The organism is Halorubrum ejinorense, assembly GCF_039522565.1.
Lineage (GTDB): Archaea > Halobacteriota > Halobacteria > Halobacteriales > Haloferacaceae > Halorubrum > Halorubrum ejinorense.
Genome location: NZ_BAAADQ010000008.1, coordinates 37,479 through 50,060, shown reverse-complemented (window position 1 = coordinate 50,060; position 12,582 = coordinate 37,479). Strand labels below are relative to the sequence as shown.

The following is a 12,582-nucleotide window of genomic DNA, read 5'->3' as shown; positions in this document are numbered from 1 at the left end:
CCTCCCGGGAACGGCGTCAGCGGGTTCGAAGCTCGTCTTTGTCCTTGATCACGCGGACGTCGCCCTCGCCTGACGTGACCTCGTTGACGAGGTCATAGAGGTCGTTTTGAAGCCCGGCGGGGAAGGTGAGCACGCCGACCCACGAGCCGTCGTTCTGCCACTCCTCGCGTTCGAGGTCGCCGAACTCACGAATGCGCGCCTGGCCGGACCCCGCGTCGTCGGCCGGGAGCTGGACCGCCATCGTCACCTCCTCGAACCGGATCGGGATCACCGGACGGAGCGCGTCGAGCGCGTCGTCGACTTGGCTTTCCACCGGCTCCATCGGGTCGACCTGAAAGCCGGCCTCCTCCAGCGCGCGCTCGATCCGCTCGGGCGGGTGCGGCGAGTCGTCCATCTGCGGGTTCACCGCGTTGCGCGTGATGGTGTTGACGAGCTGGTTGTGCTTCCGCGCTTGCATCTCCTCGCGCTGCTCGGCGGTGATCTGTATCTCTCCCCGCTCGACTATCTCGGGGATGATCGCCATCGGGTCCGTGGTGCCGAAGACGGTCTCTAAGTCCTCCTCCGCTGGGCGGTCACCGCGCGAGGCGTTCTCGAAGACGTCCTCGGCCGCGATGACGTCCGCTAACTCGCCTTCGAACTCGCCGCGCCTGATCGCGAGCGCGGCGTCGGGGTCGATCAGGACTTCGAAGCGCTCCCCGTGTGACTCCAGTCGGGCCGTTACGGCCTCGTCGAGCGATATCATACCGAGAGCTACCACCCCCGCGGGCAAAAAGCCTCCCGCCGCGTCGGTCAGTCGTCCGCCGACGGTCGCTCGTCGTCCCACGCCGCGCGACACGCCTCCGAGCAGAAGTGGCGGTGGACGACGTCGGTGCCGTCGACCCACGTGATCGTCCGGTGCCCGGCGCCCAGCGCCGGGTCCCCACACGCCGCGCACCCGGGCGCGGACTCCTCGTCGACGTCTTCCTCGAGGTCCGAGGTCGGATCTACCATACCAGTGCGTTCGCCCGGGGGCACTTGAATCCGGGAAGGGCGGCAGTTCTGGCCACGGCCGTCGCGGCCGCCGGACCGACGCGACCTCGCGCGGTCGCCCGCACAGCCGAGGCCGACGCCGTCTGCGGTCTCTCGCGCGTGACGGCCGCGCCCTAGCGCGTCGTCCGGGCGTCGCGGTCGGTCGCCTTACGCGACGGGTGTTTGACGGTGATCTCTCGGTCCGCGCTCGGCCCGACGACGGTGCGCTCGCGCCCGTCCGGCCACCGCACGTCCACGCGCAGCGGCTCCGCGTTCGCGAGCCCGAAGTGCGCGACCGGCTCCGTCTGGCAGAGACAGCCGCCGCCGGCATCTATCGTCCGCCGCTGAACCCCGTCGACCGTCTCCAGGGTGACGACGGCGCCCCGGGCCGGCGCGCCGTGGCGCGTCGTCGGCCGCACGCGGAGCCACCCGTCGTCCGCCGCGTCCGGATCGCCGTACACCGTCACCGGCTGCGCGGCCACCTCCCCGTGAACGACGACGAGTTCGAGCGCGCCGTCGCCGTCGAGGTCGGCCGCGACCGCGCCCGTCCCGAACCCGTCCGGCTCCGCGGCCGCCCCGAGCGACGCGGGCTCCCAGCGCGGCGACTCGTCGGTCCGGTCGACCCGCTCGAACAGTCGGTTCTCGGCGTCGCAGACGTTGAAGAACAGCTCCTCGCGGCCGTCGTTGTCGAAGTCGGCGGCGACCACGGTCCGGACCGCCCCGATGTCGCGGAGCGCGGACGGGGCCACGTCCTCGTACCCGCCGTCGGGCGAACAGCGCAGGAGTCGGCTCGGCGCCGCCTCGTTGCCGACCGCGAGCGCGAACGTCCCTCCCTCGTCGACGAGCGCGGCGCCGCGCGTGTCGCCGCCGGGGTCCGAGAGCTCCGGCCCCCCGTCAGTCCGCGTGTAGTGGCCGTCGCGGTTGCTGAACAGTCGGTTCGGACCGCTCTCGACCCCCGCGAACAGGTCGCCCTCGCGGGAGCGGTACGGGACCGCGAGCAGCGACCGACAGCCGCCCTCGACCTCCAGCCCGACCGCCGCCGCCATGTCGGTGACCTCGCCGTCGTCGCCGAGTTCGTAGAACGCGAGCGGCGCGGCGTATCCGGAGACGGCGACCCCGTATCGCCCGGTCCCGAGCCGGTCGAGCGCGGCCACGGACCGCCCGGCGCGGACGTCGAGTCGATCCGCGTTCACCTCGCGGGCGAACACGTCGGTCCAGCGGTACCGGTCGGGCTCCAGTCGGCTCAAGAGGAGGTCCGGGTCGCCGCCGTCGACGCCGCGCGCGCAGTTGTGAACGTACACCTCCTCGCAGCCGTCGGCGTCGAGGTCGGCCGCGCAGACGCCCATCCCGTGGCGCGTCCCGTCGGCGACGATGCCGCAGGCGGTGTCGGTGAAGCGGTCTCCGTCCCGGGCGTAGAGCCGGTTCGGCTCGCCGTAGCCGGCGACGAAGACGAGCGGACCGTCGCGGCCGGGCGTCACCGCGACCCCGTATCCGCGCATCGGGCGTCCGTCGTCGACCAGCGCGGACCGCTCGGTGAACATGGCCGTCCGTCACCGCTCCGAGGATATGAACGCACGGGTTGGATACGGACGAAACTCGCCGAGAGAAATGATGGCTGAAGAACACGTCGGCGGAAAGTCGGCTACAGGTTCCGCTCGATGTAGCGGTTCACTCGGGAGATGCGCTCCGCGTCGAACGTCCACAGGCCGCGCCACGTCCGGGGGTCCGTCTCGACCGCGAGGAGCGCGACGCCGCCCTCGATTCCCCGTTCGAGGTCGCTGTCCGGATCGCTTTCGACTCGCTTCGGCCCCTCAGACGGGCGATACACCACGAACCAACTGTCCGTGAAGTCGCGGTCGTCGCCGGCGTGGATCACCGCGTCGAGGTCCCTCGGCAGTTCGTCCGCGACGCCGTAGAGGTGCGTGTCGACGCCGGTTCCGGTCACGCGCTCGTACACGTTCCGCGTGCCGACCTCGTCGTCGATCCGCGAGAGCCGCTGGAACGACGACCGCAGGGTCCCGTCGCCCGACAGCCACGCCGCCCGCTCGATGAACCGCGAGATGGTGATGAGAAGCAGCTTCTGCCGGTTCGACTCGGGATACCCCCGGAGCGTGAACGTCGCGTCGTTGAGGCCGCTTATCACGGAGGGGAGGTCAACGTCGCCGAGCGACCGACTCCCGGTGACGTACAGGTCGGAGTTGACGAACAACACCGCGTCGCCGAGTTCGGCGAGCGTCGATCCGGCCACCACATCGTCGCCTTCCATGAGCAGCACGAGGTTCTCGATATCGGCCGGGTCGCCGCCGTCGAACGGAATGTCCTCGCGGCGCCGGAGTACGTCCACGTCGAGCGAAACGTCGCCCTCCTCGACGTCCCCGTCCGCCGCGGTCAGGTCTCGGGCGGTCAGTCCCACGTCCCGGTCGGCGCCGATCGGTCCCGCCCCGTCGGTCGCGGGGCGGTCGCTCGGGTCCGGAACCGCGCTGGCGTCGGCCACCCGTACTACGTCGTCGCCGAACGTGTCCACGAGCATGTTCAAAACCGGGTCCGGGTCGGTGCGGTTGACGACGACCACGGAGCGCTCGGGCCCGTCGAAGCGATCGAGAAACTGTTCGAGAGTCACGTGCCCCACAGTGAGCGAGTTCGAATGTTAAGCGTTCTCGCGCAGTTATCGGGGCTGAGAACGAGCGCGAATCGGCTGCCGGTTCACCGGTCGCGTCCCGGGATTCGGTTACGCGACTTCCGCGTCTCACGCTCGGCGACCCGGCGATGAGACTCCGGGATCGGCTACGCGCCCAGCGTGTCCTCTAACAGCTGGAGCGGGTGTTCGATCTCGTAGCCCGTCCCGTGTTCCATCTGCATCGCGCAGGTCGGACACTCCGTCATCCCGACCTCGCCCTCGGCGTCTTCCATGTGCTCGAACATCTCCTCGCCGATCTCCATCGACTTCTCGTACTTCTCCTCCTTCCAACCGTAGGTGCCGGAGATCCCCGAACAGGAGTCGCCGACGTCCTCCATCCGGACGCCGTCGACGTCGCGGAACGTCTCGACGGCCTGCCGCGAGAGCCCCTGGTTGCGCGCGTGACACGGCGCGTGGTACGCGAACGCGCGCTCGTCGTCGAGCCCGCCTTGGGCCTCGAGTTCGCCCTCTAAGTCCTCGTGGATCCGGAGGTACTCCAGCGCCTCGAAGGTGTGCTCCGCGAGGTCCTCGATCCCGTGGAGGTCGAACAGCTCGGGGTACTCCTGTCGCAGCGACATCGAACAGGAGGTACAGGAGGCGATCACGTCGGCGCCCTCGCCGATGGCCTCGACGAGGTTCTCGACGTTCGTCTCGGCGTGCCGTCGCGCGTCCTTCAGCATCCCGTTCGCGAACATCGGCGTCCCCGAGCACTTCTGAGGCGGGACCATCACCTCGTATCCGAAGTGCTCGTAGACGCGGACCATCGCCTTGCCGACCTCGGGGGTGTTGTAGTTGGAGTAGCAGCCGTGGAAGTACGCCACGCGCTTGTCCGGGTTCTCCACCTGTGCGCCGCCGCGCGCCTTCCACCACTCGCGGAAGGTCTCCGTGGCGAACTCGGGGAAGTCGCGCTCCTTGGGGATCCCCATCACCTTCTCCATCGCCCACCGCGCCGGTCCGAAGTTCATCGCGAACGACGCCGTCCGCGGGAACATGCTCGCGAGGCTCGCCGACGTGCGGTAGTTGGCGAGGATTCGGTTCCGGACGTACTCGACCGAGAGCTTCTCCATCTGCCGTTCGACGAACTGCCCGCGGGCCTCGTTGTGCATCTGCGAGAGCGGCACCGAAGAGGGGCACGCGTCGTCACAGCGCATACAGTTCGAACAGGAGGTGATCGACTCGTCGATGTCGTGGTCGTCCTTCCGCTTGAGCCGCCACTGCTCGGGGCCCTGGAACTTCGGCCCGGGGAACTCGTCGTCGACCTCCGCCACCGGACAGGAGGTGTCACAGCTGGTACACTTGTAACAGGAGTCGGCCCCTTCACGGAGGTCGAGGTCGCCGCCCGGGAACACGTCGACGGGGTCGTACGCGTCGGGGTCGAGGTCGGTCGAGTCGGTCCCGCCGGTCGCGCTCTCGACGCCGCCGTCGGTCGCGGCGCGGTCCGCGGCGGAGTCATCCGCGGTCCCGGCTCTCCGCCCCTCACCCGCGTCCGTCTCCCCCTCGTCGGGGACGAATATCGACGGCTGCTCGTCGCGGCCCGCCTCCGGGACGCCGGGGCTCGGCGCTCCGCAGCCGCAGTTGTCGCCACACGACTCTCCGCCGTCGCCGTCGTCCGTGTCTCGTGTCATCGGTTTGCCTCCATGGCCGCCTGCCGTCCGGCCGTCAGGCCGGTCGCGAGCGACACCCCGCTCGCGGACTTCTCTCTCGCCGCGTCAGCGCCGCCGACGACGCCGCCGGCCGCGAAGACGTTCTCGTACTGTACCTCGCCGTCCGCGTCCAGCGGTCTGGTCCGCTCGTCGGGTCGGACCCCGAACCGCGCGTACGGCTGGTCGCCGAACGCGTCGTCGACGAACCACTCGTAGCGGTCGTCGGGCTGGTCGACGTGGCAGTCGAACACGGGCTCGCGAACGCCCTCGCGGTCCGAGTCCAGCCCCTTCCCGACGAGCCCGCCGGTCGCCAGCACGAACGCGTCCGCCCCGTACGGCGCCGTTCGTCCCTTCCGATCGACGGCGATCGTCTCGACGCGGCCGTCGGTCGCCGACTCGACGCCGACCACGGGGTTGCCGGTCTCGAACCGGACGCCCTCGGCGTCGAGCGCGTCGAACAGCCGGTCCTCCAGTCGGAGTCCGGGGAGGCTCGGTGGCCCGGTCGGGATCTCGAAGACGTCGGCGCCGAGTCGGTCGGCCAACTCTGCGCGGACCTCCTCGCCGCGGTCGTCGCCGAGGAACGCCGGGAAGCCAACGCGCTCGACGCGGTCGACGCCGCCCGACTCGTCGACCACGTCGTGGAGGTGGGGCGCGACCGCCTTCGCGAGCGCCTCGCGGGCGGGGACGCCCTCGATGTCCTCGTCGTGGTCGAGCGCCTTCGCGACCCGGGTGATCTTCGCGTCGGCCCGGAACGCCTCCGCGAACTCGACCTCGACGCCCGCCACGTCGAAGGGAACGCCCGCCGCCTCCAGCCGGCCGGCGAAGGCGCGGGCGTCGTACTCGGTCAGCGAGCGGAACCCGACGACGAGCATCGGCCGGTCGTCGCTCGCGAGGCCCGCCTCGGCGGCCGCGGGGTAGCGCGCGGTCGGCTTCACCGCCCCGCCGAACGTCGGGACGAGGGCGTTGCTGTCGGTGTGGCCGCCGCGGTACGCGTCGCCGGCGAGGTCGTCGAACAGCGCCAACCCGTCGCGTAAGGCGTCGGCGCCGACGACTCGGTACGGGTGCGACTCGGGCAGCCTGTCGATACCTTCGAAGGGGTCGGCGAGCGGTCCCTCCGGGTCGGGCCACTCGTCGCGGTCGAGTTCGCGGCCCGCGGTCGGCGGCCCGTCGCGGAGCGGTTTCGCCGGCTCGGTCGCCGGGACGTAGCCGAGCGCGTCGATCAGCCCCGACGCCTGCCGGAGCGTGCTCGCCTTGTGCGAGACGAGTCGCACGTCCGCGCCCTCGCGGGCCGCGGAGACGGCGGCCGAGACCGCGGCGAGGCCGCCCCCGATCACGAGGACGTCGCTGTTGATCGCCATCAGCGCCCTCCGTCGGCGGTCGTATCGTCCGCTGCGCGACCACCGTCGGCGGTCGTATCGTCCGCTGCGCGACCACCGTCGGTGCTCACGTCGTCCGTTGCGCGACCACCGTCGGTGCTCACGTCGTCCGTTGCGCGACCACCGTCCGCCGCCGCGGTCCCCGGCGACCCGGACTCGTCGGTGCCGGCCGGGCCCGACCCGGCGCCGGCGTCGAACGCGCCGAAGTCGACCGACTCGTCTAAGTTCGCCGGGTCGCCGTCGCGGTTCATGGTCGTCGCGTGAAGCATGTGGTTCAACATCGCCTGCGAGAGCTGTTCGCCCCAGAGGGCGTGTCGCTGGCCCTTCCAGCGCTCCTGATACAGCTCGTCTTCCGCGTCGCGGACCACCGGTTCGGGGTACTCCTGTGCGAGCTCCGACGCGATCCGATGCGTACAGAAGCCGCCCTGGCAGTTCCCCATCGAGGCGCGGGTCCGCAGTCGGACCGCGTTGAGGTCGGAGCCGGCGTCGTCGATGGCGTCTTGGACCTCCGCGCGGGTCACGCTCTCGCAGTTACAGACGATCGGGTTCGGGTCGGCGGTGTCGAGCACGTCGTCCGCGCGCGACCCGAGCCGCTGTCCCGAACGCCGCGCGACGGGCGAGCGCAGCCCGAACTCGTCCATCAGCTCCTCCATCCGCGCGTCGCTCTCCGAGCCCGGCAGCGGTGCTTCGGCGGTGTCGCAGGTCGCCTCGTGGCCGAGCGTCTCGCAGACGTGGTCGGAGATGGACTCGGCCATCATCCGGTAGGTGGTGAGCTTCCCGCCGACGATGGTCGTCATCCCCGGGAGGTCGTCGCGGTCGCCGTGGTCTAAGAGGAAGTAGTCGCGCGTGATGTCCGTCGGGTCCTCGGTGCCGGTTCCCGGGGGTTCATACAGCGGTCTGACGCCCCAGAAGGAGCGGAGCGTCCGGGCGTCTTCGAGCGCGGGCACCAGCTCGGAGAGCGTCTCGATCATCAGGTCGACCTCCCAGTCCTCCTCGGGGTAGTCCTCGGGGTCGTCGACCTCCTCGTCGGTCGTCCCGAGGATACAGGCCGTCTCGTGGGGGACGATGATGTCGGCGTCGCCCTTCGGCCGACAGCGGTTGATCACCGTGTCGACCTGCCGGGTGTTCATCACCGTCATCACGCCCTTCGAGGGGCGCACCTCGACGTCGACGCCGGCCATCTCGCCGACGTTACCCGCCCACGCGCCGGTTGCGTTGATCACGTGGCGCGCGCGTATCTCCTCGGTCGCCCCCGGCTCCCGGTGGACGCGCTTGCCCGGGCCGGTCTCGTGTTCGATCTCGACGCCGACGACCTCGCCGCCCTCGACGAGCACGTCCGTCACCGGGGCGTGGGTCTCGATCCGGGCGCCGTGCTCGCGGGCGTCCGCGGCGTTCGACACGCAGAGCCGGAACGGGTCGACCGCGCCGTCCGGCAGCGCGATGGCCTTCTCCACGTCACGCGCGAGGTAGGGCTCGCGGCGGCGCGCCTCCTCGCCGTCGATCACCTCGGCGGGGATGTCGCAGGCCCGACAGCCCTCCAGTTTCTCTTGGAAGTACTCCTCTGAGTCCTCCGGCCGCTTGACGAACAGGCCGCCGGTCTCCTCGACGCAGTGGCCCGCGATGTCGCGGAGCACCCGATTCTCCTCGATACACTCCGTCGCGCTCTTCTGGTCCGAGACCGCGTACCGGCCCCCGCTGTGCAGGAGGCCGTGCATCCGCCCGGTCGTGCCGTGCGTCAGGTTCCCCTTCTCGACGAGTACCGCGTCGAGCCCGCGTCGAGCCAGGTCCCTGACGACGCCGCATCCCGTCGACCCCCCACCGACGACGACGACGTCCACTTGTCTGTCCATGCTCGCCACTTGGACCCCGACCACTTTACTTTACCTCCCGGCGCGCCCTACCCATAACTATCAGGGACATTCAAGTAGTGTAGCGGCTGCCTTTGCCGTCAGAATTATATACTAGACTTTATGATTCGGGCCGATGTTCGGATTTCAACAGGAAGTTTATTATGGTAGTACATTATGTTCACGACCGGCGTGGTAGCTTCCGTGAAGATATGCCGCGGCGGCGATACGCGGTGCGGCCGACCCGGACCGGCTCCGGACGGACCGTGTCCGGTCGCCGCGCGACGCGGTGACGAACGCGGTTACGGGGTCGCTCTCGGCGGTGAGCGCGACCTCGTCACCACCGCGCACGGACCAGCGCCACAGGAGGGATCCACAACATGACACAATACGTCGGTGCGATAGACCAAGGCACGACCGGCACCCGATTCATGGTGTTCGACCATGAGGGCCAAGTCGTCGCGAACGCGTACGAACAGCACGAACAGATCTACCCGAACCCGGGTTGGGTCGAACACGACCCGATCGAGATCTGGGAGAACACGCAGCAGGTCGTTCTTGACGGGCTCGCGGACGCGGGGCTCGAAGCCGAACAGCTCGACGCGATCGGCATCACGAACCAGCGCGAGACGACCATCGTGTGGGACAAAGACTCCGGGAAGCCGGTCCACAACGCCCTCGTGTGGCAGGACCGGCGGACGACGGACCGCGTCGAGGAGATCCAGGAGGCGGGCAAGGTCGAGGAGATCCGCGAGAAGACCGGTCTGGAGTGTGACGCGTACTTCTCCGCGACGAAGACCGAGTGGATTCTCGACAACGCCGAGCCGCTCAAGATGCAGAGTTCCCGCGGCGGCGACCTCCGCGACCGGGCTCGCGAGGGCGAGCTCATCATGGGAACGATCGACGCGTGGCTCATCTACAACTTGACGGGCAACCACATCACGGACGTCACGAACGCCTCCCGGACGATGCTGTACAACATCCGGGAGATGGAGTGGGACGACGAGCTCCTAGACGAGTTCGACGTGCCGAAGGAGATGGTCCCCGAGGTACGCCCCTCGTCCGACGAGGACTACTACGGGCACACCGACGCCGACGGCTTCCTCGGCGCCGAGGTCCCGGTCGCCGGCGCGCTCGGCGACCAGCAGGCCGCGCTGTTCGGCCAGACCTGCTTCGACGAGGGCGACGCGAAGAACACGTACGGCACCGGTTCGTTCTACCTGATGAACACGGGCAACGAGGCCGTCAAGTCCGACCACGGACTCCTGACGACCATCGGGTTCCAGATGTCCGGCGAGCCCGTCCAGTACGCGCTGGAAGGCTCCATCTTCATCACCGGCGCCGCGATCGAGTGGCTCGAAGACGTCGACCTGATCAACAACGCGGCACAGACCGCGGAGCTCGCCCGCTCGGTCGACTCGACCGACGGCGTCTACATGGTCCCGGCGTTCACCGGGCTCGGCGCGCCGCACTGGGACGGACGCGCACGCGGTACCATCGTCGGGATGACCCGCGGCACGAGCAAGGAACACATCGTTCGGGCGACGCTCGAGAGCATCGCCTACCAGACCCGCGACATCGCCGAGGCGATGGAGGCCGACTCCGGCGTGGAGACGACGAGCCTGCGCGTCGACGGCGGCGCGGTCAAGAACAACTTCCTCTGTCAGCTTCAGTCCGACATCATCCAGACGGACATCGCCCGGCCGGAGGTCGACGAGACCACCGCGCTCGGCTCGGCGTACGCGGCCGGCCTCGCCGTCGGTTACTGGGACAACGTCGACGAACTTCGCGACAACTGGCAGATCGACCGCGAGTTCAGTCCGGAGAAGAGCCAAAAAGAGGTCGACAAGCTCTACAGCCGCTGGGACGACGCGGTCGACCGCTCCCGCGACTGGGCGCAGGACGACGAGGAGGAGGAGTAGATGAGCGTCGAACTGCTCCCGGAGCTGACCGTCGCGGCCGACACGCTGCTTCAGGTCGGCTACGAACCGGGTGCACCTACCGACGTCATCCAGAGTCTCACCAGTCCGGGGATACTCCTCGGCGCGCTCGCGGGAGGCGCGTTCGGTGCGGCGCTCGGCGCGCTACCGGCGTTCATCTTCACCGGCTTCCTCGTGATCGGCGGGTCGCTCGGCGGCGGCGGCTTCGGTGTCGACGTCGGCTTCGGTCCCGTCTTCGGGCCGCACATCTCCTTCGCGGGCGGTGTCGCGGCCGCCGGCTACGCGGCAAACAAGGGCTATATGGAGTCCGGATTCGACTACCACAACGCGAAGGACATCGGCTTCGCGTTGGGGAGTAAACCGGACGTCCTCGCCGTGGGCGCCGTCTTCGGGATCTTCGGCGTCCTCATCGAGCAGCTCTCCCGACAGCTCGCGCTCCCGGTCGACCCGATCCCGGTGAGCATCGTGATCAGCGCCATCGTCGTCAGGGCCGTCTTCGGCTACAGCATCATCGGCACGGTCAGCGACAAGGCGAACGGCTACTTCGACATGGGGCCGTTCGAGCGCGAGGAGATGCGCGAGCCCGGAGAGGTCAAAGGCGACGGCGGCAAGGCGAGCGAGGACCGCCTCGCCGTCGAGCCGTGGCTGCCCAACATGTACAAGTGGTCGCACGTCGCCGCGATCGGCTTCTTCACCGGTCTCGGAGCGGGCGTCATCACGTACAACATGATCAGCGGCGGCCACGGTCTCATCGCCGTGTTCGCCGGCTTCGGGATCAGCGCGGCGTCGCTGCTGTTCTTGAACCTCGGCGTCGACCGCATCCCCGTCACGCACCACATGACGCTGGCGGGCGCGACCGCCTTCCTCTCGACGTGGGAAGAGGGAATCCTCATGCTCACCGACCTGTCGGCCGCGGACCTGACCGCGCCGCTGGCGTTCGGCGCCGCGCCGGCGCTGCTCTTCGGCGCGGTGTTCGGCCTGTTCTCGGCCCTCGTCGGTGAGGCGAGTCAGCGCGTGTTCTACGCGCACTCCGACACCCACTTCGACCCGCCGGCGGCCGCCATCGTGGTCTGGACGCTGACGATCGGGCTGCTGGTCATCGCCGGCCTGCTCAACTGGGGCGTCTGGATCCCCGGCACGGGAATCTAACGCAGCCTCACCCCCGGCAGTATCCTTTTATCATGGAACGTCGCTCATCCGCGGTCGCTCGGAATCAGTCGGAGAGCGTTCCGCACGCGACCACAGCCGAGCGTGTACGCCACTCAGTCGGGGAGCAGCACCGAGAGCCCGAGAAATCCGACCACGCCGACGCCCGTCGCGGCGACGGCGACGGTGACGATCTCGCCGCCGAGGTACCGGCCGATCAGCGCGACCGCGCCGGCCGCCGCGAGCGCGACGCCGATCGCGCCGTGGTGGAAACTCCCGGCGGTCGGCTGGTCGGCGATCGTCACCGCGTCGTCGTCGACGAAGACGCGGACGCCCCACCAGACGGACGCGAAGCGGACGCCGATCCCGAACGCGGCCGCGGCGATCGAGACGAACTCGATCTCGCCGATCGTAAGTATTCCGGCACCGAACGCGACCAGCGTCGTCAGGACGGCGACCACCTTGCTTCGGTCGTCGACCGTGTGCAGCGTTTTCACGGCCGGGTCGTTCGACATACGGGCCGTAGTTCGCCCGACGGTGGTATAGGTTTCCATCGGTCCGGCTCCTCCCCCGCGCCGGCGTCGGCCGCGCGCGCCGCCGCCCCGCCGCACCGCGGTTTCGGATCGAACGGTGGGTATTTATCCGCCGCGAGCGGGATGGGGAGCTATGTTGGATCGGCTCGGGTTCGAGCGGAAGGACCGACGGAACCTCCTCGTCGTGATGGCGGTCGTGGCGACCGTGATGGCGGTCGTCTCGTCGGGGACGCCCCTCGTTCGGCTCGTCGTCGGACTGATAGCCGGCCTCATCAGCGGGTCGGTCTTCGTGGTCTCGACGGTGGTCATCAACCGCTACAAGCCCGCACACTGGTGATCGCCGGCCGGCACCTACCGCGGCGGAACCGAGCGGGAGCGGCTCGAGACGGTCACGAGCCGCGCTCCCGGCGAC

General features: G+C 69.4%; 11 protein-coding genes. 3 read left to right on the top strand and 8 right to left on the bottom strand.

Annotated elements, in window-relative coordinates; all coding sequences use genetic code 11:
- Nucleotides 1–16 precede the first annotated feature (16 nt).
- From ABDZ89_RS08780 to glpA, 7 genes are all read right to left on the bottom strand, one after another.
- Nucleotides 17–742: a ribosome assembly factor SBDS gene (locus ABDZ89_RS08780; RefSeq protein ID WP_343778326.1), complete on the bottom strand. Its 726-nt coding sequence runs from the start codon at nucleotides 740–742 to the stop codon at nucleotides 17–19.
- Between the two features lie 47 nt (nucleotides 743–789).
- The gene (locus tag ABDZ89_RS08775; RefSeq protein WP_343778324.1) at nucleotides 790–990 is read right to left on the bottom strand and encodes a DUF7576 family protein; all 201 of its coding nucleotides are present in this window, start codon (nucleotides 988–990) and stop codon (nucleotides 790–792) included.
- A 152-nt stretch (nucleotides 991–1,142) separates the two neighbouring features.
- Nucleotides 1,143–2,549 (bottom strand): CRTAC1 family protein, encoded by a 1,407-nt coding sequence (locus ABDZ89_RS08770; RefSeq protein ID WP_343778323.1) that lies wholly within the window; start codon nucleotides 2,547–2,549, stop codon nucleotides 1,143–1,145.
- Nucleotides 2,550–2,650: 101 nt separating this feature from the next.
- Complete coding sequence (locus ABDZ89_RS08765; protein ID WP_343778322.1) at nucleotides 2,651–3,628, bottom strand: hypothetical protein; 978 nt, start codon at nucleotides 3,626–3,628, stop codon at nucleotides 2,651–2,653.
- A gap of 164 nt (nucleotides 3,629–3,792) precedes the next feature.
- A complete protein-coding gene (locus tag ABDZ89_RS08760; protein WP_343778321.1) occupies nucleotides 3,793–5,310 on the bottom strand; it encodes an anaerobic glycerol-3-phosphate dehydrogenase subunit C in 1,518 nt (505 codons plus the stop codon).
- On the bottom strand, nucleotides 5,307–6,686 hold the full coding sequence (gene glpB / locus ABDZ89_RS08755; protein ID WP_343778320.1) for a glycerol-3-phosphate dehydrogenase subunit GlpB: 1,380 nt from the start codon (nucleotides 6,684–6,686) through the stop codon (nucleotides 5,307–5,309). Before glpB ends, ABDZ89_RS08760 begins: the two co-directional genes overlap by 4 nt.
- Nucleotides 6,686–8,554 (bottom strand): anaerobic glycerol-3-phosphate dehydrogenase subunit GlpA, encoded by a 1,869-nt coding sequence (gene glpA / locus ABDZ89_RS08750; RefSeq protein ID WP_343778319.1) that lies wholly within the window; start codon nucleotides 8,552–8,554, stop codon nucleotides 6,686–6,688. Before glpA ends, glpB begins: the two co-directional genes overlap by 1 nt.
- Before the next feature lie 377 nt (nucleotides 8,555–8,931).
- Between glpA and glpK the strand changes: the two genes are divergently transcribed.
- Nucleotides 8,932–10,473, top strand: a complete 1,542-nt coding sequence (glpK, locus tag ABDZ89_RS08745; RefSeq protein WP_343778318.1) for a glycerol kinase GlpK — start codon at nucleotides 8,932–8,934, stop codon at nucleotides 10,471–10,473.
- Nucleotides 10,474–11,640 (top strand): DUF7973 family transport facilitator, encoded by a 1,167-nt coding sequence (locus ABDZ89_RS08740; protein ID WP_343778317.1) that lies wholly within the window; start codon nucleotides 10,474–10,476, stop codon nucleotides 11,638–11,640.
- 113 nt (nucleotides 11,641–11,753) lie between these two features.
- Here the strand turns inward: ABDZ89_RS08740 and ABDZ89_RS08735 are convergent, their stop codons facing one another.
- Nucleotides 11,754–12,152 (bottom strand): hypothetical protein, encoded by a 399-nt coding sequence (locus ABDZ89_RS08735; protein WP_343778316.1) that lies wholly within the window; start codon nucleotides 12,150–12,152, stop codon nucleotides 11,754–11,756.
- Nucleotides 12,153–12,303: 151 nt separating this feature from the next.
- On the opposite strand from ABDZ89_RS08735, the gene ABDZ89_RS08730 reads away from it, so the two are divergent.
- The gene (locus ABDZ89_RS08730) at nucleotides 12,304–12,507 is read left to right on the top strand and encodes a hypothetical protein (protein ID WP_343778315.1); all 204 of its coding nucleotides are present in this window, start codon (nucleotides 12,304–12,306) and stop codon (nucleotides 12,505–12,507) included.
- Nucleotides 12,508–12,582 lie beyond the last annotated feature (75 nt).